The following is a 21556-nucleotide window of genomic DNA, read 5'->3' as shown; positions in this document are numbered from 1 at the left end:
GAAGAGGTGTCTTTTGCCAACGTTTCTTCCCATAACATGGCTTGTTCTAAAAGAGACCTCCTCCTCATAGACATGTATCGAGAAGAGGGGGAGAGCGATGGATAATTATTATGAGTACGGCACATATGATAAAACTTCAAACACACCTGAACATGATTTAGTGATGAAGTCACGTAAGTCGCTTGAAATTACAGGAGTAAAGCATGTCGATAGCTTTGATAATGAAGAATTTCTTCTAGAGACCACCATGGGCTTTCTTGCAATAAGAGGACAGCACTTGAAAATGAAAAACTTAAATGTGGAGCAAGGACGTGTCTCAATTGAAGGGAAAATCTTTGATCTGAGCTACCTCGACCATCATGAAGGGGAAAAAGCTAAAGGGTTCTTTAGCAAACTATTCAAATGACATTATCCGTGCAATTCTATACGATGGTTGCCATGGTGGCTATGGGAGTGTGGCTTGGTATAGCCATGGATACCTATAGCCGTTTTCTTCATCCCAATAGAAAAAAAAACGTATGGCTTTATGCGAATGATGTTGTTTTCTGGTTATTACAAGGACTTCTGATTTTTTATGTTCTATACCTTGTTAATGAAGGGGCAATACGGTTTTATGTCTTTTTAGCCATATTATGTGGCTATTCAGCCTATAGGGCTCTTTTTCAACCGTTATATCGACGATTGCTAGAACGAATCATTTTAGTGATTCTAGCAACCAGTCGGATGATCCGATCACTGTTTTTCTATCTAATCTACAAGCCTATAAGGTTGATATTGAAAGTTTTATTTAGCTTATGTATGATGATAGTAAGTATGATGACAACCATTTTTTGGTTTATCTTTAAGGTTTTTTGGGTACCGTTAAAGTGGGTAATTTCGTTAGTATGGAGATTACTACCGCAACAGGTGCAGACATCACTAACAAAATTAGCAGGAGTTGCCGATACAATAAAGAACTACATATACCAATGGTTAACTAAAATACGAAAGTGAGGAGGGAAAAGCTTGGTTACTGCGAATAAGCACAAGCCTAAAGTTACAGAAGTTCATTCGGAATACCATCAAGAGAAACAGCTACAGGATAAAGTGAAGGAACGTAGAAAAAGAGGTCTTGTTCGACGTCTTACTGCATTCGCGGTAGCTGCTTTAGCCATAGCTATTCTATTTATCTCCGTATTCACTTCACAGGCAGCAACGATCGAAGAAAAAAACGTACAGCAAAAGCAGGCTGAAGAAGAATTGACGAAATTGAAAGAGCAAGAAAAATATTTAACGGAAGAAATCGAGAAACTTAATGACCTTGATTATATTGGTGAATTGGCTAGAAGAGACTACTTTATGTCAAAACCCGGCGAGACAATCTTTAAGCTTCCCTCTTCCTCAAATTGACACGTTGTTTTTTGAAGGGGTATAATTAGCGTACGACTGATCTTTTAAAGATTTTAAGGAGGAGCTTTTTTTACATGGCAATCGAAGTAGGCAGCAAGTTACAGGGAAAGGTAACAGGTATTACAAATTTTGGCGCGTTTGTTGAACTACCAGACGGCAAAACAGGTCTCGTTCACATTAGTGAAGTTGCAGACAATTACGTAAAAGATATTAATGATTTTCTTTCAGTTGGCGATCAGGTTGAGGTAAAAGTCATCCAGGTTGAAAACGACGGTAAAATTGGTTTATCGATTAAGAAAGCAAAAGATCGACCAGCAACTGAGCGCCCGCAGGGTCGTCCTCAAGGTCGCCCACAGGGTGGAGGCCGTCCGCAAGGCGGTGGCAGACCTGGTGGCGGCGGTTACAAAGGTAAGCCTCGCGGAGGTGGACGTCCACAGGTAGAGTCATTTGAGGATAAAATGAGCAAGTTCCTTAAAGACAGTGAAGACCGCCTTTCAACTTTGAAGAAACAAACAGAGTCAAAACGAGGTGGTCGCGGCGCTCGTCGCGGCTAGAGCTTGTTGTCTACTAATGATATTTATAAACAAAACCAGCGTGCACACGCTGGTTTTGTTTATGATAAGGAAAACAAGTCATGCAACTCATTCGAAACTTTTTACCATATTCCTTTTTGCAAATTTATATGCAAAAAATATAAAAAAGAAGTTGACACATACTTTTCTGCAATGTATTATATAACTTGTGCTTAAGAAAGCAACAGTCATATGGCGGTGTAGCTCAGCTGGCTAGAGCGTACGGTTCATACCCGTGAGGTCGGGGGTTCGATCCCCTCCGCCGCTACCATTTTTATAAATTGGCCCGTTGGTCAAGCGGTTAAGACACCGCCCTTTCACGGCGGTAACACGGGTTCGAATCCCGTACGGGTCACCAACTTATAAATTTAATGATTATACATATAAATGCTGAGAATATACAAAGTTTGCTGAGAAGGTCCGACATGATCTAAATGTCGGGCCTTTTTTAAGTTTGTTTAGGCAAATTGGAAAATCATGCTTTCCATATGTGGCAGAAAAGAAGAAAAGTACATCGTTTTATCTCTTTTATCGCATTTCTTTTCTTTTTTATCTGTAACATTTCGACCTTTTTATCTTTCTGGATTCAAAGATGAAGGAAAAGGGGATGAAGCTATATTTTTCGTATATTAATTTCGCAATCTTGATGAAAGAATTCACTACCTTGATTACAGATTTCTTCTTCTGTCTACATTTGATTGACAAGCTTCCCTGAAAGAAGTCGAGAAGTTTTTAACATATCACTTCTTTTTTTTGACAAAAAGCGAAATTTGATTGTGGTTTAATAATTTACACAAACCGCTTCAAGCAGATCGGTGAACAAATAGAATGAATGAAAGCAGGTGGGGGAATGCAAAGCGAATTAGTCATGGAGAGGTCAAAATCAAGGGTGGGAAAATGGGTTCATGGTATAAAAATTAAATTAGAAACGATTCTTTTTCAACGTGGTCTACTCTTGTTTGTCATCGGATTTTTGCTTGGACGAGCCGTCATTCTTACACAAGTAACCCCTTTCGCCATTCCTTTCTTTGGAGCTGTATTTTTTCTAAGACGTGAACGTGCGCCTATGATTATCGCCGCCTTGCTAGCTGGAGCCGTTTCTACGTCAAATTTGCAGAACACAGCTTTTATTATGTGTAGCATCCTTGTTTTTCTTATTATTAATCGATTTGTGAAATTATCTTCCCTTTCTCTCGTAAAGACGTTGCCAGTCCTTGTATTTATTACGAGTATGCTTGGAAGGTTGATTTTAAGTTTACTTACAGAGCGAACCTTAGCTAATACAAATTGGATTTTAGCAGTGGTCGAAGGTGCGCTTGGAATGATTCTAACAATTATTTTTATTCAAAGTATACCGGTTCTTTCTATTAAGAAAAGAACGCAGGCTCTCAAGAATGAGGAGATTATTAGCTTTATTATTTTGCTTGCAACGATGTTAACCGGAACGATTGGTTGGGTGGTTTATGGGTTTTCGATTGAAAATATCCTTTCTCGGTACCTCGTATTGATTTTCGCTTATGTGGGAGGAGCGGCAATTGGATCAACGGTGGGGGTCGTAACGGGATTGATCCTGGCACTTGCTAATGTAGCTAGCCTCTATCAAATGAGTATGCTCGCGTTTTCAGGACTACTAGGTGGTTTACTGAAAGATGGGAGAAAAGTTGGCGTTGGGATGGGGTTACTGATTGGAACATTATTAATTGCGCTGTACGGGAGCGGTCCTGAATTTTTGTATCCAAATCTAATGGAATCCGTTATTGCTGTACTGCTCTTTTTCTTTACCCCATCTAAAGTAACTTCCCAACTTTCAAAATACATTCCTGGCACTGTTGAGCATGCCAATGAACAACAGCAGTACCTACGTAAAGTTCGTGACGTTACAGCCAATCGAGTCGAACAGTTTTCAAGCTTATTTCAAGCGCTTTCAAGTAGTTTCACAGATTCTGACCTCCAAGCAGATGATCAGTCTGAGCGCGAGGTTGATTATTTTCTCAGCCACGTAACGGAAAAAACGTGTCAAAACTGTTTTAAGAAGGAAACGTGCTGGGCCAAGAATTTTGATGCTACCTATGGGTATATGACAGGAATTATGGAAGAGCTTGAGCAAACGACTGAATTAACAAACTATAGCTTAAAAAGGGACTTTGATAAACACTGTATTAAGGCGAATAAAGTCATTGAAATTATCGGGAAGGAGATGAGCCATTATCACGCAAATCGCTTGTTAAAAAAGCAGGTTCGTGAGAGTCGAAAAATTGTGGCAGATCAGCTGCGCGGTGTATCACATGTGATGGGTGATTTTGCGAGAGAAATTCAAAAAGAGCGTGATAATCTCCATCAACAAGAAGAGCAAATTATGGATGCGATTCAAAGTATGGGTTTAGAAGTAGGACAGGTAGAAATCTATAGTCTAGATGAGGGAAATGTAGACATTGAGATGAAGATACCAGCATGTGGCGGAAGAGGAGAAGGAGAAAAAGTAATTGCGCCAATGCTATCAGACATTTTGAAGGAGAACATCATTGTTAAAAGAGAAATTTGTGCTGAACACGAACACGATACTTGTCACCTTTACTTTGGATCTGCAAAAGATTTTGTTATTGAAACGGGTGTTGCAAACGCAGCTAAAGGGGGAGCTTGGATTTCAGGAGATAGTCATTCTACCATTGAATTAGGTGCAGGGAAATATGCCATTGCCATTAGTGATGGAATGGGAAATGGGGAGAGAGCACACCAAGAGAGTACCGAAACGATTCAACTTCTCCAAAAAATTCTTCATTCTGGAATTGATGAAACAGTTGCGATTAAATCGGTTAACTCTGTTCTATCTTTACGAAATACCGATGAAATTTTCTCTACACTAGATTTAGCGATGATTGATTTACAAGATGCATCTGCTAAGTTTCTCAAGATTGGCTCTATCCCGAGCTTTATTAAGCGAGGCGATCGTGTGATGATGGTGGAATCAGGAAATCTACCAATGGGGATTATTCCTGAATTTGATGTTGAGGTCGTGAGTGAGCAATTAAAAGCTGGCGATTTACTAATTATGATGAGCGACGGTATTTACGAAGGAGTCAAAAATATAGAGAACCCTGAATTCTGGATGAAACGCAAGATTCGAGAGCTTGACACTGATAAGCCTCAGGAAATTGCGGACCTTATTATGGAAGAGGTGATCCGAACGGAATATGGCAGAATTGACGACGATATGACAATTGTCGTTGCAAGAATTAAGCGAAACATCCCTAAATGGTCAACGATTCCAATTTATTCAGCCCCATCTTTCAGAAAGAAAAAGGCGCAGTAGGTAAGTATAAACTCTCCTCCTAAAGGCGATGCTTGTAACAGCAAAAAAGGAGGAGTCCAGATGAAGAAAGGAACACTACGGCAAATACTTTTAATAACAGATGGATGTTCGAATCAGGGGGAAGATCCGGTTGCTATGGCAGCTCTTGCAAGAGAACATGGAATGACTGTTAATGTAATAGGGGTACTTGATGAAAATGAGCGGACAGAAGGATTGAAGGAAATTGAAAATATTGCTTTATCTGGCGGGGGCATCCACCAGCTAGTTTATGCGAAACAGCTATCGCATACGGTGCAAATGGTAACACGTAAAGCAATGACCCAGACAATTCAAGGGTTTATTCACAAAGAACTACAGTCGATTTTGGGTCATGATAAAGAGATAGAAGACTTACCACCTGATAAACGGGGGCAGGTAGTCGAAGTGGTTGACGAACTGGGGGAAACCATGGACCTGGAAGTGTTAATTATGATTGATACAAGTGCGAGTATGCAGCATAAGCTTCCAACGGTAGAAGATGCCCTGCTCGATCTTTCCATTAGTTTACATTCAAGAATTGGTGAAAATGAGTATGCACTTTATGCATTTCCCGGGAAACGAAAGCAAGTAGAACGTCTGATGGATTGGACACCGATACTCAAGGATATTCACACCATTTTCCCGAAACTAACAACTGGCGGTATTACCCCAACTGGTCCCGCATTAAAAGAAGCCATTGATGCTTATCAGAAAAAACGTTCAAAGAGAGGGCTATTAGATGACGGGTACATCGAAGAATCAAGTAGCTGATGTTCCCCGTGGAACAACCATTAGCGGGAAATGGAATAAGCAAACCTATCAAATTATGAAAAAATTAGGGAGTGGAGCTCTTGGTACTGTCTATTTAGCAGACTCCGTTAAAGGACGAGTAGCTTTAAAGATCGGTACTGACAGTATGTCCATTACGTCAGAGGTAAATGTTCTAAAACAGCTTTCAATGGTCCAGGGAACAGTTCTTGGGCCGTTTTTCTATGAGATCGATGATTGGGAAAGGAGTGGAAAGAAATTTCCTTTCTATGTGATGGAATATATTGATGGGGAGCCACTTTTTACTTTTATTAATCGAAGAGGGAAAGAGTGGATTGGAATCCTAATGCTTCAATTGCTTCGCGATCTTTCTGCCCTTCATCGAGAAGGGTGGGTATTCGGCGATCTAAAGCCTGACAATCTTCTAGTGGAAGGCTCGCCCCCTACTGTGAGGTGGCTGGATGTGGGAGGAACGACCCCAATGGGAAGGTCTGTTAAGGAGTTTACGGAGTTTTTTGACCGCGGTTATTGGGGGCTAGGCAATCGTGTAGCAGAGCCTTCTTATGATTTGTTTTCGGTAGCCATGATTGTTCTGAATGCGGGCTATCCGAAGCGCTTTGATCGTCCAAAAAAAGACGCAGAACATTATTTGATGAATAAGATTGAGAGTAGTCAACTATTAAAGGAATATAAACCAATTCTTCGAAAGGCTTTGCTTGGAAAGTACGGTTATGCCTCTGAAATGAGACAGGAACTTTTTGCACTCCTACAAGGAGAGAAAACAAATGTGCGTAAAAATAAGGTAAACTCTAGTCATTCTCGAGTTGCTGCACGTCAAACTCGTCCAAAAGCAAAGAAAAAGCGTACTGGATGGGTTGAAACCGTTCTTCTCGTTGCTTTCCTTCTATTCTTCTATACTTTATACTTAGTTGGTCACATTTTTTAGAAAAGAAATGTTTGAAATCATTTGGGTTAGGTTAATAGTACTAAAATGAAAAACTGTTTAATTCAAGCAGGAAGTGAGAGGAAGACAAAGGTTGTTGCAAGATGTCGACCAATTTATTCATAAGCATGAACTAATTAACAGTGGGGATACAGTTGTTGTGGGAGTTTCTGGAGGGCCAGACTCAATGGCGTTGCTTCACTATTTGGGCACAATTGCGCCCTCTTTCAGACTAACAATTGTTGCTGCGCATGTCGATCATAATCTCCGTGGTGAGGAATCGGCTCAAGATTTAGCTTTCGTGAAGCGCTTCTGCCAGCAGGAAGGTATCACCTTTGAAGCTTCATCGATTGATGTAAACGAGTATAAAGAGCAACATCAGGTTTCAACACAAGTAGCGGCTAGAGAATGTCGCTATCACTTTTTTCAAGAGGTGATGAGTACCTATCAGGCAAATGCTCTTGCACTTGCTCATCACGGAGACGACCAAATTGAAACCATGCTTATGAGACAAGTTCATGGAAGTATCGGTTCAGGACTTGCGGGCATTCCTGTCAGACGTCCGTTTTCAACTGGTTCTATCATTCGACCATTTTTAGGTGTAACAAAAGAACAACTCTTGCATTATTGTAGTGATTACGGGTTGGGTTATAGAGAGGACCCTTCCAATAAAAGGGATAACTATATGAGGAATCGCTTCCGTCATCACGTGCTCCCTTTTCTTAAAGAAGAGAACCCAAATGTTCACAAGAGATATCAACTCTATAGCGAACGAACGCAAGATGATGAGCGGTTTTTAATGGAGTTAGCTAAGCAACAATTAAACAAAGTCATCCTTGATCAAAATGACAAATTTGTGAAGATGGACAACAAGGCGTACCAATGCCTCCCTATTCCTTTACAAAGAAGAGTGATTCATCTAATATTAAACTATCTTTATACAGGCAATGCTCCTTTTTCTTCTATACATATTGAGGATTTGCGGTTAATGCTCGATTCTGAGCACCCTTCTGCTTCCCTTAATTTACCCCTGGAATTGAGGGCGGTAAAATCTTATACCACCTGTTATTTTTCTTTTGAAACCTTTTTGCCACCAGAACCGTATACGTATCATCTCCCTTTATGGGGTTCTGTGGATACGCCACATGGAATGATTACGGCCGTTCCAATTGAGGCAGTTCCACAATCACTAACGGGAAATGATCTCATTATCGAGGAACAGCTGCTTCCAGCAGTGGTGCGCTCAAGGCGTCCTGGTGATCGAATTCAGCCAAAAGGCATGATAGGGACGAAAAAGGTAAAAGATATTTTTATCGACCGTAAAATAGACCGTTCAGAACGAGATGTCTGGCCAATTGTTGAGGATGTAACGGGTCAAATCATCTGGGTCGCTGGAGTTACCCGTTCTGAAAAGGCAACACTGTCTGCAAGAAAGAATCAGCTTGTGCATCTGCACTATGAGAAAAAAACACTTACATAGGTTGGGAGGGCAATACTACTGATGTTAAACGAAATTCAAGAAACATTAATTAGTGAAGAACAGATTCAAGAGAAATGCCGCGAGTTAGGGAAACGGCTTTCGGATGAATATGAGGATCGCTTTCCGCTTGTAATTGGCGTCCTTAAAGGTGCAATGCCTTTTATGGGTGATTTAACAAAGCGTATGACTTGTCACCTTGAGATGGACTTTATGGATGTTTCAAGTTATGGAAACTCAACGGTTTCTTCTGGAGAAGTAAAGATCATTAAAGATCTAGATACTTCGGTAGAAGGACGAGACGTCCTCATTCTCGAAGATATTATCGATAGCGGGTTAACGTTGAGCTATCTGATCGACCTTCTAAAATACCGTAAAGCAAAGTCGATTAAGATTGTAACACTTCTAGACAAACCAACTGGACGAAAAGTTGATCTGAAGCCTGATGTGGCAGGGTTTATTGTTCCGGATGAGTTCGTTGTTGGATACGGTCTTGATTTCGCTGAAAGGTATCGTAATCTTCCGTTTATCGGGATTCTCAAACCCGAGATTTATCAAGGTTAATTTGTTGTAGTCAGTTGTGCCAGTATGGTAAGATAATCTATGGTTTCCTGTTCGTGGGAGGAGGTAAGGAATGAATCGTATCTTCCGAAATACAATATTTTATTTGTTAATTTTCCTCGTCGTAGTAGGTGTTGTCAGTTTCTTTAATGGAACAAATAATGACACGAATGTCCTCGATTACGGCGAATTTCAGTCCAAATTGAATAATGGTGAAATTCAAGAATTAACGTTACAACCTGAGCGCGGGGTTTACACGGTTACTGGTAAATTAGCTGGTGGCGGTGAAGATAGCGAAGATGCTAATACATTCGTTACGAATGTACCTGACTCAGAAAGAGCTGTAGAGAATATTTTAACTGCAGCTGACGAAGGAAATGTAGAGTTAACAACAGAGCCAGCCCCTGAACAAAGCGGGTGGGTTACATTTCTAACAAGTATCATTCCTTTCGTAATCATCTTCATTCTGTTCTTCTTCCTTCTTAACCAGGCTCAAGGCGGCGGTGGCCGTGTGATGAACTTTGGTAAGAGTAAAGCGAAGTTATACAGCGAAGAGAAAAAGAAAGTTACATTTAAAGACGTTGCAGGTGCTGATGAAGAAAAGCAAGAGCTTGTTGAGGTTGTCGAATTCCTAAAGGATCCTCGAAAGTTCGCTGCAGTCGGTGCTCGTATTCCGAAGGGTGTTCTACTCGTAGGACCTCCGGGTACAGGTAAAACATTGCTTGCACGAGCAGTAGCTGGTGAAGCAGGCGTACCGTTCTTCTCAATCTCTGGTTCTGATTTCGTAGAAATGTTCGTAGGTGTTGGTGCTTCTCGAGTACGTGACCTATTCGAAAATGCGAAGAAGAACGCACCGTGTATTATCTTTATCGATGAAATCGATGCAGTTGGTCGTCAACGTGGCGCAGGTCTTGGTGGTGGTCATGATGAGCGTGAACAAACGCTTAACCAACTACTTGTGGAAATGGATGGGTTTAGTGCTAATGAAGGTATTATCATTGTTGCAGCTACAAACCGTCCTGATATTCTGGATCCGGCGCTTCTTCGTCCAGGACGATTTGACCGTCAAATCCCGGTAAACCGTCCAGATGTAAATGGTCGTGAAGCTGTCCTTCGCGTCCATGCGCGTAACAAGCCGCTAAGCGATGAAGTTGATTTGAAAACAATCGCGATGCGTACGCCAGGATTCTCTGGTGCTGACCTTGAGAACTTATTGAATGAAGCTGCTCTAGTGGCTGCTCGTCATAATAAGAAAAAGGTCGATATGAACGATATTGATGAAGCGACAGACCGCGTTATTGCTGGTCCTGCTAAGAAGAGCCGCGTGATCTCCGAAAAAGAGAAAAACATCGTTGCTTATCACGAAGCAGGTCACACAATTATCGGTACACAGCTCGATAATGCCGATATTGTTCATAAAGTTACAATTGTTCCTCGAGGACAGGCTGGTGGTTACGCTGTAACACTTCCTAAGGAAGATCGTTACTTAATGACGAAACCAGAGCTGATTGATAAAATTATTGGTTTACTCGGTGGTCGCGTAGCAGAAGAAATTACATTCGGTGAAGCAAGTACCGGCGCAAGTAATGACTTCCAACGTGCAACAGCCATTGCCCGTAGCATGGTTACGGAATATGGCATGAGTGAAAAGCTAGGTCCGATGCAGTTTGGTTCAGGTCAAGGAGGAAATGTATTCCTTGGTCGTGATATCCAAAATGATCAGAACTATAGTGATTCATTTGCCAATGAAATTGATTTAGAAGTTCAAAGTATCATCAAATCAGCGTATGCTCGCTGTCGTGACATTCTTTTAGAAAATCAGGATAAGTTAAATCTTGTTGCTGAAACGCTAAAAGATATTGAAACGCTTGATGCTGAACAGATTCGCTCGCTTGTTGAAGATGGAAAACTTCCTGAGGGTCACCATGCAACTGGTAGCTCTGAAGATGTGAAAGTAAACATCTCTAAGAAGGAAGAAACTCCTGAGAACCCTGAAACAAAGGAAGAGCAAGAGTAACGTGTTGGTAAAGCAGGATGTCATTAATGACATCCTGCTTTTTTATCTCTTTATAGGGATGGAGGCTAAATCTCTTTTCCATTACCACCTTAAAGTAAACGCTCTCAAAAAAGTTCTTCGTTTTTGATTCCAATGTGTGGTATAACTATAGAGAGCATGACTGAAGTTAAATTTTTTTAATAAGGTGATAATATGATACTTGTGCTTGATGTAGGAAATACAAATATTGTTCTCGGTGTGTATGAAGGTGAAGAGTTAAAGCATCACTGGCGAATGGGGACAAGCCGGAAGCAGACAGAAGATGAATACGCAATGGTTATTAAAGGCCTCTTTTCTCATGAAGAACTTTCGTTTGATGACGTAGAAGGCATTATCATTTCATCCGTTGTGCCTCCGATCATGTTCGCTCTTGAGCGAATGTGCCAGAAATATTTCCATCACAAACCATTAGTGATTGGTCCTGGAATTAAGACAGGCCTCAATATAAAGTATGATAATCCAAAAGAAGTGGGAGCCGACCGGATCGTCAATGCAGTAGCTGGCATTCATCTTTACGGTGCGCCACTTATTATTGTTGATTTTGGTACGGCGACAACCTATTGCTATATTGATGAACAAAAACAGTACGTTGGTGGAGCGATTGCGCCGGGCATTAACATATCAACAGAAGCGCTTTACATGCATGCAGCGAAACTTCCTCGTATTGAAATTGCAAAGCCAAACCATATTGTTGGGAAAAATACGGTGAGTGCAATGCAGAGTGGGACGCTGTACGGGTATGTTGGTCAGGTTGAAGGAATTGTTTCTCGTATGAAAAAACATTCTCCTAAAGAGCCTACTGTTATAGCGACAGGAGGACTGGCTTCCCTCATTGCAGAGGAATGTGATCTGATTGATGTTGTTGATCCGTTCTTAACTTTGAAAGGTCTACATTTTATATATAATAAGAACAAAGAAGAGCTAAACGCATACCGATAAAACGGGATGCGTTTTTCATTTTGAGTTTTTGGGGAAATTAAAATGTAAATGGTACTTAGTTGTAGATAAAAAAAGAGTGTTCTATCGCACAATAGTTCACCTTGAGTCTTCTCTTAGTTTCTCATAATGGAAGTTCATGAAAAAATGATGTATCGTGGAAGAGGGCAATGGCCCACTAGTGAAAGGAGCTATATAGTAATGAATGATTATTTAATTAAAGCACTTGCGTTCGATGGCAATGTGAGAGCTTATGCGATATCTAGTACCGAAATGGTTGCAGAGGCACAGCGCCGTCATAATACTTGGCCGACTGCATCGGCTGCGCTTGGTCGTGCCATGACAGCATCGACAATGATCGCGACTGGACTAAAAGGTGAGGAAAAAATCACCGTAAAAATTGAAGGTGGCGGACCGATTGGCGCCATCATTGTTGATGCGAATGCAAAAGGTGAAACACGTGGATATGTTAGTAACCCACACGTTCACTTTGATTTAAATGAACACGGGAAGTTGGATGTGGCGCAAGCTGTAGGACGCGATGGATTTCTATCTGTAGTGAAAGACATTGGGATGCGTGAGAAATTCACAGGGCAAGTTCCCATTGTTTCCGGTGAATTAGGCGAAGATTTTACGTATTATCTTGTTACATCCGAACAAATTCCTTCTGCAGTCGGTGTTGGTGTACTTGTGAATCCAGATAATACAATCCTTGCAGCTGGAGGATTTATGATTCAATTGCTCCCTGGTGCCGGTGAGGAAACCATTCGCTTTATCGAGAAACGCATTGAAGCCATTCCGCCGATTTCCAAATTGATTGAAGCGGGTAAAACACCAGAAGAGATTTTAAATGCCCTCCTCGGGGAAGAAAATATTAAAGTCATCGACAATATGCCTGTACAATTTGAGTGTAGCTGTTCAAAAGAGCGTTTTTCAAATGGAATTATGGGACTTGGAAAAGAAGAAATCAGCAATATGATTGAGGAAGATGGAGAAGCGGAAACAGCTTGTCATTTTTGTAATGCGCACTATCATTTCTCAAAAGAAGAGCTTCAAGAATTATACGCTGAAAGCAAGGTATAAAAGGTTCAAATTGACAGTTAAGTTCAGTGGTGATATTCTTTTTAGTAAGATAATCCCTATAAAAACACTCGGGTTTGAGGAGGCGCGATGATGAGAGTAGCAAATTCAATTACAGATCTAATCGGTCAAACACCTATTGTGAAACTTAACCGCATCACTAATGAGGACCATGCAGAGGTATATCTAAAGCTTGAATTTATGAATCCTGGAAGCAGCGTAAAGGATCGTATTGCACTTGCAATGATTGAAGCGGCTGAAGAAAAAGGCGAATTAAAGCCGGGAGATACGTTTGTTGAGCCTACAAGTGGTAATACGGGAATTGGTCTTGCAATGGTTGCAGCAGCAAAAGGCTACCAGGCTGTTCTTGTTATGCCAGATACGATGAGTATGGAACGACGCAACTTGTTAAAAGCTTACGGAGCAAAGCTTGTTCTTACTCCTGGATCTGAAGGAATGGGCGGAGCCATTCGCAAATCCGAGGAGTTAGCAAAAGAACATGGTTATTTCATGCCCCAACAATTCAAAAATGAAGCAAATCCTGAAGTTCATCGTCGGACAACGGGTCAAGAAATCGTTGAGCAGATGGATCAGCTTGATGGTTTTGTTGCAGGTATTGGAACTGGGGGAACGATTACCGGTGCGGGTGAAGTTTTGAAAAAGCACTTTCCATCAGTCAAGCTATATGCAGTAGAACCAACTGACTCCCCTATTTTATCTGGCGGTAAGCCAGGGCCCCATAAAATTCAAGGGATTGGTGCTGGTTTTGTGCCAGCCGTTCTGAATACGGATGTTTATGACGAAGTGATTCAAGTTCAAAACGAGCAAGCCTTTGAGTGGGCAAGAAAGGCAGCGAGAGAAGAAGGGATTCTTGGCGGTATTTCTTCAGGTGCTGCAATCTTTGCAGCGCTCGAAGTGGCTAAAAAACTCGGCAAAGGTAAGAAAGTTCTTGCTGTGATTCCAAGTAACGGAGAACGGTACCTAAGTACACCACTATTTCAATTTGACGACGAATAAGAAAGCGTAAAAGCAGTCCTTCAATGGGCTGCTTTTCTATTTTCAGGAAGAGAGAAGGGAAGAATTTCTAATTGGGTATTCTAAAATGTTAGGGGAACATAAAAAAGGTGAAGCGTTTGTTAACTTCATGTAGAATAGAGGCATAAACTGAGCAGTAGCTTATGCTTAAGCTTTTGATAGGGTGTGAAAAGTTTGCCAAAACAACTAGAGAAAATCGCACGTCATACGTTATATGAAAACATGAATGTTAAGGCAGATGAGTGGTTTTTACGATACAAGTCATTCGCCGAACAACGCGAAGAGCATATTTTATTAGATAGTACGCGTGGTGGCCGGTATAGTATGTTTGGAATTAAGCCGATTGCCTCGCTGATTGGATCCGGTACTTCTCTTACGATTAAAGAGGAGGGAAAGGAGTCTGAATCATTTGAAGGTAACTTGCTGGAGTTGATGGAAGAATGGATGCAACGCCATGTGGCAGTTAATGATGACTCTTTGCCAGACTTTCAAGGTGGTGCGATGGGGTATCTTAGTTATGATATCGTTCGTCAAATTGAAAATATACCTCGGCTAGCTGCTAATGATTTAGAGCTTCCAGAACTTTTCTTTATTGTATATGAAGATGTTGGTGTCTATGATCATTCATTAGAAACACTCTGGTTCATTTCTCAGGTGGAACAAGGTGAGGAAAAACAAGCTAAGAAGCGCCTTAAAACGTATAAGCAGCAGTGGATGGATCCATATGGAGTCGAACCATTCCAATCTTCTTCTTTTTCTAAAGAAGAGAGTCGGCTTTTTTCAATGGACCAGCACGCTTTCTCAGCAGCCGTTAAAAAGATACAAACCTATATTTCAGCTGGAGATGTTTTTCAGGTAAACCTGTCACTTAGAGAATCCAGAACACTTCACTCTAAACCTATTTCGATATATGAAACGCTTAGAACCATTAACCCCTCTCCTTACATGTCCTTTATTCATACAGCGGCATTCGATCTTGTCAGTGCATCTCCTGAGCTTCTGATTAAGAAGAAGGGTGTAGCGTTAAGTACACGCCCAATTGCAGGTACGCGTTCACGCGGAAAAAATGATGAAGAAGATCGGCAACTTGCGCGCACGCTTATTGAAAATGAAAAAGAACGTGCTGAACATGTCATGCTTGTGGATCTTGAGCGAAACGACCTTGGACGAGTTTGTGAATATGGGACGGTTGAAGTAGATGAATTTATGGTGATTGAGAAGTACTCACACGTGCAGCATATTGTTTCAAATGTACGTGGCATTTCCACAAAGCAGGCAACCGCTTTTGATGCAATTAAAGCTACTTTTCCAGGTGGTACGATTACAGGAGCTCCAAAGATTAGAACGATGGAAATCATTGAAGAACTTGAGCCTGTGCGCCGTGGGGTTTACACTGGTTCTATTGGATGGATTGGTTTTAATGATGATATGGAATTGAACATCGCGATCCGTACAATGGTGATACAAGATAACGTGGCACATGTACAAGCTGGTGCTGGTATTGTCATTGACTCTAATCCAGAAGCTGAGTACAAAGAATCATTAAAGAAAGCAAGGGCTCTATGGAAAGCAAAAGAGTTAAGTGAAGAAAAAGAGACGAGCAGAGAATAGCTTAGAGGAGGAGAAAGAATGATCTTAATGATTGATAATTATGATTCGTTTACGTATAACTTGGTGCAGTATCTTGGAGAAATGGGTGAAAAGCTAGTCGTAAAACGAAACGATGAAATAACCATCTCAGAAATTGAGGAGCTCAACCCATCCTTTATTATGGTATCTCCTGGACCGTGCAGCCCTAATGAAGCGGGAATTAGCATGGCGGTGATTAAACATTTTGCTGGAAGCATTCCTATATTCGGGGTATGCCTGGGTCATCAGTCCATTGCCCAGGTTTTTGGTGGAGATGTTATAAAAGCCGATCGACTTATGCATGGAAAAACGTCGCCGATGCATCACGACGGAAGAACAATTTTTCAAGGCCTTGATAATCCCTTTACTGCCACGAGGTATCATTCATTGATTGTAAAAAAAGAAACATTGCCAGAATGCTTCGAGATTAGTGCATGGACAGTTGAGGGTGAGATTATGGCGATTCGTCACAAAGACCTTGCCATCGAAGGCGTCCAATTTCATCCTGAATCCATTATGACCAACACGGGTAAAACACTTTTGAAAAACTTTATTGAAACACATCGAAGAGAACCATGTTTCTAACAATTAATGGGGAGCTAATTGACGATCAAAAGGCAGTTATCTCGGCATATGATCATGGTTATTTATACGGTGTCGGTGTGTTTGAAACCTTTCGAACTTATGAAGGTCATCCTTTTTTATTCTGCGATCACTACAAGCGTCTGCGTGAATCGCTTGAAATGCTTCAAATTCAGTTTCCCTATACGTACGATGAACTTCTTTGTCAGGTAAAGCAAACCATACAAGCAAATGATATGAAGGATGCGTATGTCCGGTTGAACGTTTCAGCCGGAGAGGGAGAAATTGGGCTTAAAACTGATGCTTACGTAGAACCAACTGTGATTATCTTTGTGAAAGCAATCGGCAGCCCTTCTCGAAAGGCAAAGCGTGGTGTCATTCTATCACATAAGCGTAACTCACCCGAGGGTGAGTATCGGTTAAAGTCACATCATTATTTAAATAATATTCTTGCCAAAAGAGAAGTAGGCAGCGACCCTACGGTGGAAGGCATTTTCTTAACACAAAACGGCATGCTTGCTGAAGGAATTGTCTCGAATTTATTTTGGTTTAAAAACGGTACGCTTTTTACCCCGGAGCTGTCGACGGGAATTTTAAATGGCGTTACGAGACAGTTTGTTGTGCATGTTGCAAAGAAAATGGGGATTGCTGTTCAAGAAGGTAGCTTTAAAGAAAAAGCACTTCTGGAAGCAGATGAAGCGTTTGTGACAAATTCCGTTCAAGAAATCGTTCCGTTGTTTCAAATTGAACAAAAACCATTGCCGGGTCTTCATGGCCCTGCGACGAACGAGCTCATCCTTCAATATGAACAACATCGGACATCGTTAATGAGTCGAGAGGAATACTAACTAAGATCATATGTACGAAAAGGAGTGAGCCGCTTGGTAACGGTAATTGATAAGCATAAAGCCCATCCGATGACGATGAAATGGCGAGATAAGTTTATTAACTGGAATGATAAAACCTGGGTTATGGGTATCCTGAATACAACTCCAGATTCATTTTCCGACGGGGGAGAATACAATACGACATCACAGGCAGTTGCTCATGCTATTCAACTGGTTGAAGATGGCGCTGATATCATTGATATTGGTGGAGAATCAACTCGTCCGGGTGCTGTCTCTGTCCCATTGGAGGAGGAGCTCAGACGCGTTATCCCGGTTATTAAAGCAGTTCGTCACGCTGTGGAGGTTCCTATTTCTATAGATACGTATAAAGCCGAGGTAGCTCATCAGGCACTTCTAGCTGGAGCTGACATTATTAATGATGTTTGGGGAGCAAAGGCAGATCCTGATATGGCTCGAGTAGCTGCAGAACATAAGGTCCCTATCATCTTGATGCATAATCGTGATAACACGAATTATCGTGATATTATGATGGATATAAAAGCTGATTTGGAAGAAAGTATAGAAATTGCTCGTTTAGCAGGCGTAAAAGACGAAAATATTATCCTTGATCCTGGCATCGGGTTTGCAAAAACACATGAGCAGAACCTTGAAGTCATGAGGAGATTAAATGAATTTACTGCATTAGGATACCCAGTGTTACTTGGTACCTCGCGAAAATCTATCGTAGCCAAAACATTAAACACGCCAGCAGATGATCGGGTCGAAGGGACTGGAGCAACGATTTGTCTCGGAATTGAGAGAGGCACACAAATCATTCGAGTTCACGACGTAAAGCCGATGGCGCGAATGGCCCAGATGATGGATGCAATGCTTAAACCACATCTCAATTGATAGGAGAGTGAATAAGATGGATAAAATCTACCTGAACGGAATGAAATTCTACGGGTACCACGGTGTGTTCCCTGAAGAAAACAAACTCGGACAACGTTTCTATGTAGATCTGACGCTAGAAGCAGATCTCTCGAAAGCTAGTCAATCAGATGATTTAAACTATACAGTGAATTATGCAGATGCTTACAATGTCATTAAAGGAATTGTAGAAGGAACGCCTCGAAAATTAGTTGAGACAGTAGCTGAGGAAATCGCAGGTAAGATGTTTCAACAATTTGAAATCGTCCGTGCATGTACAATTAAAGTGATTAAGCCAGATCCCCCAATAGATGGTCATTATGACTCTGTTGCGATCGAAATGAAGAGGGAACGAAATGAATAGTGTATATATTGGGATTGGTTCTAACATCGGAGATAGAGAGAGTTATATTCACACCTCATTATTAAGGTTGCAAGAGTACCCAGGAGTACAGATTACTTCAACATCCTCCTTATATGAAACAGCCCCTATTGGTATGACAGAGCAAGATGCATTTCTTAATATGGTCGCTTTGCTAGAAACAGAGATGAATGCTTTTCAGCTACTTGAGATTCTCCAGGGAATTGAACAATCTCTTGGAAGAGAGCGTGATATCAGGTGGGGGCCAAGAACCATAGACCTTGATATTTTGCTCTTTAATCATGAAAATATTGTAGCTGAGGGCCTGGTTGTCCCACATCCTCGGCTTCTTCAAAGAGGATTTGTCCTGATTCCTCTTCATGAACTGAGTCCGGATATTGTTATCCCTACCACAAATAAAAGAATTGATTCCTATTTTAATCATATAGAAGATAAAGAAGGTGTACGTCTATGGAAGCGGAAATCTACGGGAGACGTATTCGCGCTTTTCGAAAGTTAAAAGGTTATACGCAAGAACAACTTGCAAAAGAATTAAGCGTATCGGTTTCTGTGCTAGGAGAGATTGAACGAGGGAACCGAAAGCCTACTACAAAATTAATGGAATCAGTAGCAGAGAAGCTTAAGGTATCACTAGAAGAACTTTTTCCATTAGAGCACAAATAAAAAATAGAGGTAAGGTATATTGAATGAGTGTACAAGCCCAATGGTGTTTGTCATCTAGCGGTTCGTTTTATTACGCGACTAAAGACCATCAAAATGGTGAAATGAGTAGATAAGGCAACTAGAGGATCGCGGGTATTATACATTTAAGTATATTGAAACAGGCGGTTTGACTTTCTAACTAGCATTTCCTATACTACATCTAGGAAATAGTGGGCTGTCAGTAATGGTTACTGGCAGTTTTCTTCATATTTATAATGATACACCCGGCGCATTTGTCATACAGGTTTCTACACGGGAATGCTTGCTATTCATAGTGCTTTCCGATAAAGTTATAGCGGGATAAACATAGATTTGACAGGAGTGATAGAGATGAGTCAGGAGCTTGAATTAAATGACCTTCTAAGAGTAAGAAGAGAAAAGCTTGACGTTCTAAAAGAGAACAATATTGATCCGTTTGGACACCGTTTTGATCGTTCTCATACTGCGAGCAAAATGCTAGAAGAATTTGATTCTTTTACTAAAGAAGAACTAGCTGAAAAGAATAAGACTGTTTCGTTAGCTGGTAGAATTATGACTAAGCGCGGAAAAGGAAAAGCTGGTTTCACACATATTCAGGATTTAACTGGTCAAATCCAGCTTTATATCCGAAAAGATACTGTGGGTGATGAGCAATACGAACTTTTTGATTCAATGGATATTGGTGACATCATCGGCGTTAGCGGTGAGGCTTTTAAAACAAAAGTTGGAGAACTTTCTGTAAAAGTTAGTGAACTACATTTGCTATCTAAATCACTACGTCCATTACCAGATAAATTTCACGGCTTAAAAGATGTAGAACAGCGCTATCGTCAGCGTTATCTTGATTTAATTATGAGCCCAGAATCAAAAGAAACGTTTATTGCAAGAAGTCGTATCATCCAATCAATGAGACGCTACCTGGATGATCAAGGTTTTCTTGAAGTAGAAACACCAATGATGCATTCTATTCCAGGTGGGGCTTCAGCTCGTCCTTTCGTTACTCACCATAACGCTCTTGATATGGAACTATACATGCGTATTGCTATTGAGCTTCATCTCAAGCGTTTGATTGTAGGTGGCATGGAACGTGTCTATGAAATCGGGCGCGTGTTTAGAAACGAAGGCGTATCGACAAGACATAACCCTGAGTTCACAATGCTTGAACTTTATGAAGCTTATGCTGACTATAAAGATGTCATGACCTTAACCGAGGAAATGGTTGCTCATATCGCAAAAGAAGTAACAGGATCTACAACAATCCAGTATGGTGATGAGGAAATCAATCTTGAACCAGAGTGGAAGAGAGTGCATATGGTCGATGCGGTTAAAGAAGTAACAGGTGTCGACTTCTGGAAAGAAATGTCGGATGAAGAAGCACGTAGCCTTGCCAAAGAGCATGGAGTGGACGTGAAAGAGACAATGGAGTTTGGTCACGTGGTAAATGAATTCTTTGAACAGAAAGTAGAAGATACATTGATTCAACCTACTTTTGTTTATGGTCACCCGGTAGCAATATCTCCACTTGCCAAGAAAAACCCTGAAGATGGTCGTTTCACCGATCGTTTTGAGTTATTTATTGTAGCTCGTGAGCACGCTAACGCATTTACAGAGCTTAATGATCCAATCGATCAAAGAGAACGATTTGAAGCTCAGCTTGTAGAGCGGGAGCAAGGAAATGACGAAGCCCATATGATGGACCACGACTTTATCGAAGCGCTGGAATATGGACTACCACCAACCGGCGGGCTTGGTATTGGAATTGATCGTCTCGTAATGCTTCTTACTAATTCTCCTTCTATTAGAGACGTTCTTCTGTTTCCACAAATGAGAAATACAGAACGATAGAAGACTTAGAATGAAGTTCGTTTATCGAACTTCATTCTTTTTTTGTTTCTTTCTTATCCAGGGGCCATATAGTAATGCTGCAGTAGGGGGGCTAATTAGTAGAGAAGAGATTGAAGTTAAAATTGATTAGTCATGGTTAAACAGCATAAAAAACAGAAATAATGGGTTATCTATCTTTTTTAAAAAAAGATTAAAAAAGGGTTGCATAACGATTAAGAGCCTGATATAGTTATATAGGTCGCCGCAACAACGCGGTTAACACGAAAAACAATTTCAAAAAAGTTGTTGACGCCAACTGAGTTAATATGTTATATTAATAAAGTCGCTGAAAACGACATTGAAAGAAACGAATTGCTCTTTGAAAACTGAACGAAACGCCATGTAAGTAGTTGTTTCTACGGAAACAAAATGTTTTAAAAGCTAGATTAAGCTTTCTATCGGAGAGTTTGATCCTGGCTCAGGACGAACGCTGGCGGCGTGCCTAATACATGCAAGTCGAGCGAAGAGATGGGAGCTTGCTCCCTGATCTTAGCGG

Annotated in this window: 21 protein-coding genes, 2 tRNA genes and 1 rRNA gene; all 24 read left to right on the top strand. The window is 41.0% G+C overall.

Features of this window, described 5'->3' with window-relative positions; genetic code table 11:
• Nucleotides 1-97 precede the first annotated feature (97 nt).
• Entirely contained in the window at nucleotides 98-406 is a 309-nt protein-coding gene (gene yabP / locus PQ511_RS22090) for a sporulation protein YabP (protein WP_273854091.1), read from the top strand.
• The gene (yabQ, locus tag PQ511_RS22085) at nucleotides 403-993 is read left to right on the top strand and encodes a spore cortex biosynthesis protein YabQ (protein ID WP_273854090.1); all 591 of its coding nucleotides are present in this window, start codon (nucleotides 403-405) and stop codon (nucleotides 991-993) included. The genes yabP and yabQ overlap by 4 nt, the downstream gene beginning before the upstream one ends.
• A gap of 12 nt (nucleotides 994-1005) precedes the next feature.
• A complete protein-coding gene (locus PQ511_RS22080; RefSeq protein ID WP_273854089.1) occupies nucleotides 1006-1389 on the top strand; it encodes an FtsB family cell division protein in 384 nt (127 codons plus the stop codon).
• Nucleotides 1390-1463: 74 nt separating this feature from the next.
• Complete coding sequence (locus tag PQ511_RS22075) at nucleotides 1464-1943, top strand: S1 domain-containing RNA-binding protein (protein WP_273854088.1); 480 nt, start codon at nucleotides 1464-1466, stop codon at nucleotides 1941-1943.
• 212 nt (nucleotides 1944-2155) lie between these two features.
• A tRNA-Met gene (locus PQ511_RS22070) sits at nucleotides 2156-2232 on the top strand.
• A gap of 12 nt (nucleotides 2233-2244) precedes the next feature.
• A tRNA-Glu gene (locus PQ511_RS22065) sits at nucleotides 2245-2319 on the top strand.
• Nucleotides 2320-2811: 492 nt separating this feature from the next.
• Nucleotides 2812-5271 (top strand): stage II sporulation protein E, encoded by a 2460-nt coding sequence (gene spoIIE, locus PQ511_RS22060; RefSeq protein WP_273854087.1) that lies wholly within the window; start codon nucleotides 2812-2814, stop codon nucleotides 5269-5271.
• Nucleotides 5272-5331: 60 nt separating this feature from the next.
• Nucleotides 5332-6060: a VWA domain-containing protein gene (locus PQ511_RS22055; protein ID WP_273854086.1), complete on the top strand. Its 729-nt coding sequence runs from the start codon at nucleotides 5332-5334 to the stop codon at nucleotides 6058-6060.
• A complete protein-coding gene (locus PQ511_RS22050) occupies nucleotides 6029-7003 on the top strand; it encodes a protein kinase domain-containing protein (protein WP_273854085.1) in 975 nt (324 codons plus the stop codon). Before PQ511_RS22055 ends, PQ511_RS22050 begins: the two co-directional genes overlap by 32 nt.
• Before the next feature lie 91 nt (nucleotides 7004-7094).
• Nucleotides 7095-8480, top strand: a complete 1386-nt coding sequence (gene tilS, locus PQ511_RS22045; RefSeq protein ID WP_273854084.1) for a tRNA lysidine(34) synthetase TilS — start codon at nucleotides 7095-7097, stop codon at nucleotides 8478-8480.
• Between the two features lie 21 nt (nucleotides 8481-8501).
• Complete coding sequence (hpt, locus tag PQ511_RS22040) at nucleotides 8502-9041, top strand: hypoxanthine phosphoribosyltransferase (RefSeq protein ID WP_098445932.1); 540 nt, start codon at nucleotides 8502-8504, stop codon at nucleotides 9039-9041.
• Between the two features lie 70 nt (nucleotides 9042-9111).
• Nucleotides 9112-11055: an ATP-dependent zinc metalloprotease FtsH gene (gene ftsH, locus PQ511_RS22035; RefSeq protein ID WP_273854083.1), complete on the top strand. Its 1944-nt coding sequence runs from the start codon at nucleotides 9112-9114 to the stop codon at nucleotides 11053-11055.
• 192 nt (nucleotides 11056-11247) lie between these two features.
• A complete protein-coding gene (locus tag PQ511_RS22030; RefSeq protein WP_226660118.1) occupies nucleotides 11248-12033 on the top strand; it encodes a type III pantothenate kinase in 786 nt (261 codons plus the stop codon).
• Nucleotides 12034-12231: 198 nt separating this feature from the next.
• The gene (gene hslO, locus PQ511_RS22025) at nucleotides 12232-13113 is read left to right on the top strand and encodes an Hsp33 family molecular chaperone HslO (RefSeq protein WP_273854082.1); all 882 of its coding nucleotides are present in this window, start codon (nucleotides 12232-12234) and stop codon (nucleotides 13111-13113) included.
• A gap of 87 nt (nucleotides 13114-13200) precedes the next feature.
• Entirely contained in the window at nucleotides 13201-14127 is a 927-nt protein-coding gene (gene cysK / locus PQ511_RS22020) for a cysteine synthase A (protein WP_273854081.1), read from the top strand.
• A 240-nt stretch (nucleotides 14128-14367) separates the two neighbouring features.
• On the top strand, nucleotides 14368-15756 hold the full coding sequence (locus PQ511_RS22015) for an anthranilate synthase component I family protein (RefSeq protein ID WP_273854116.1): 1389 nt from the start codon (nucleotides 14368-14370) through the stop codon (nucleotides 15754-15756).
• Between the two features lie 18 nt (nucleotides 15757-15774).
• Nucleotides 15775-16359, top strand: a complete 585-nt coding sequence (pabA, locus tag PQ511_RS22010; protein ID WP_273854080.1) for an aminodeoxychorismate/anthranilate synthase component II — start codon at nucleotides 15775-15777, stop codon at nucleotides 16357-16359.
• Nucleotides 16350-17204 (top strand): aminodeoxychorismate lyase, encoded by an 855-nt coding sequence (gene pabC / locus PQ511_RS22005; protein ID WP_273854079.1) that lies wholly within the window; start codon nucleotides 16350-16352, stop codon nucleotides 17202-17204. Before pabA ends, pabC begins: the two co-directional genes overlap by 10 nt.
• 75 nt (nucleotides 17205-17279) lie before the next feature.
• Nucleotides 17280-18095, top strand: coding sequence for a dihydropteroate synthase (folP, locus tag PQ511_RS22000; RefSeq protein WP_420541748.1), 816 nt, complete (start codon nucleotides 17280-17282; stop codon nucleotides 18093-18095).
• A gap of 16 nt (nucleotides 18096-18111) precedes the next feature.
• Nucleotides 18112-18477, top strand: coding sequence for a dihydroneopterin aldolase (gene folB / locus PQ511_RS21995; protein ID WP_273854078.1), 366 nt, complete (start codon nucleotides 18112-18114; stop codon nucleotides 18475-18477).
• Entirely contained in the window at nucleotides 18470-18994 is a 525-nt protein-coding gene (gene folK, locus PQ511_RS21990; protein WP_273854077.1) for a 2-amino-4-hydroxy-6-hydroxymethyldihydropteridine diphosphokinase, read from the top strand. The genes folB and folK overlap by 8 nt, the downstream gene beginning before the upstream one ends.
• Nucleotides 18946-19158: a helix-turn-helix transcriptional regulator gene (locus PQ511_RS21985; protein WP_273854076.1), complete on the top strand. Its 213-nt coding sequence runs from the start codon at nucleotides 18946-18948 to the stop codon at nucleotides 19156-19158. Before folK ends, PQ511_RS21985 begins: the two co-directional genes overlap by 49 nt.
• A gap of 369 nt (nucleotides 19159-19527) precedes the next feature.
• Nucleotides 19528-21021 carry a lysine--tRNA ligase gene (lysS, locus tag PQ511_RS21980; protein ID WP_273854075.1) on the top strand — a complete coding sequence of 498 codons (1494 nt, stop codon included), beginning with the start codon at nucleotides 19528-19530 and terminating at the stop codon, nucleotides 21019-21021.
• A 434-nt stretch (nucleotides 21022-21455) separates the two neighbouring features.
• Nucleotides 21456-21556, top strand: a 16S ribosomal RNA gene (locus PQ511_RS21975); the annotation flags it as partial.

Origin of the sequence: Guptibacillus spartinae, from assembly GCF_028610625.1 — a bacterium.
Classification (GTDB): domain Bacteria; phylum Bacillota; class Bacilli; order Bacillales; family Guptibacillaceae; genus Guptibacillus; species Guptibacillus spartinae.
Note: the sequence above shows the minus strand (reverse complement) of the source record. Positions and strands in the feature narration are given on the sequence as shown.

Bases quoted from the DNA above. Each gene is read 5' to 3' on its own strand.
- yabP (WP_273854091.1), top strand. From the start codon at position 98: ATGGATAATTATTATGAGTACGGCACATATGATAAAACTTCAAACACA.
- yabQ (WP_273854090.1), top strand. From the start codon at position 403: ATGACATTATCCGTGCAATTCTATACGATGGTTGCCATGGTGGCTATG.
- PQ511_RS22075 (WP_273854088.1), top strand. From the start codon at position 1,464: ATGGCAATCGAAGTAGGCAGCAAGTTACAGGGAAAGGTAACAGGTATT.
- spoIIE (WP_273854087.1), top strand. From the start codon at position 2,812: ATGCAAAGCGAATTAGTCATGGAGAGGTCAAAATCAAGGGTGGGAAAA.
- PQ511_RS22055 (WP_273854086.1), top strand. From the start codon at position 5,332: ATGAAGAAAGGAACACTACGGCAAATACTTTTAATAACAGATGGATGT.
- PQ511_RS22050 (WP_273854085.1), top strand. From the start codon at position 6,029: ATGACGGGTACATCGAAGAATCAAGTAGCTGATGTTCCCCGTGGAACA.
- hpt (WP_098445932.1), top strand. From the start codon at position 8,502: ATGTTAAACGAAATTCAAGAAACATTAATTAGTGAAGAACAGATTCAA.
- ftsH (WP_273854083.1), top strand. From the start codon at position 9,112: ATGAATCGTATCTTCCGAAATACAATATTTTATTTGTTAATTTTCCTC.
- PQ511_RS22030 (WP_226660118.1), top strand. From the start codon at position 11,248: ATGATACTTGTGCTTGATGTAGGAAATACAAATATTGTTCTCGGTGTG.
- hslO (WP_273854082.1), top strand. From the start codon at position 12,232: ATGAATGATTATTTAATTAAAGCACTTGCGTTCGATGGCAATGTGAGA.
- cysK (WP_273854081.1), top strand. From the start codon at position 13,201: ATGATGAGAGTAGCAAATTCAATTACAGATCTAATCGGTCAAACACCT.
- PQ511_RS22015 (WP_273854116.1), top strand. From the start codon at position 14,368: ATGAATGTTAAGGCAGATGAGTGGTTTTTACGATACAAGTCATTCGCC.
- pabA (WP_273854080.1), top strand. From the start codon at position 15,775: ATGATCTTAATGATTGATAATTATGATTCGTTTACGTATAACTTGGTG.
- pabC (WP_273854079.1), top strand. From the start codon at position 16,350: ATGTTTCTAACAATTAATGGGGAGCTAATTGACGATCAAAAGGCAGTT.
- folP (WP_420541748.1), top strand. From the start codon at position 17,280: ATGAAATGGCGAGATAAGTTTATTAACTGGAATGATAAAACCTGGGTT.
- folB (WP_273854078.1), top strand. From the start codon at position 18,112: ATGGATAAAATCTACCTGAACGGAATGAAATTCTACGGGTACCACGGT.
- folK (WP_273854077.1), top strand. From the start codon at position 18,470: ATGAATAGTGTATATATTGGGATTGGTTCTAACATCGGAGATAGAGAG.
- PQ511_RS21985 (WP_273854076.1), top strand. From the start codon at position 18,946: ATGGAAGCGGAAATCTACGGGAGACGTATTCGCGCTTTTCGAAAGTTA.
- lysS (WP_273854075.1), top strand. From the start codon at position 19,528: ATGAGTCAGGAGCTTGAATTAAATGACCTTCTAAGAGTAAGAAGAGAA.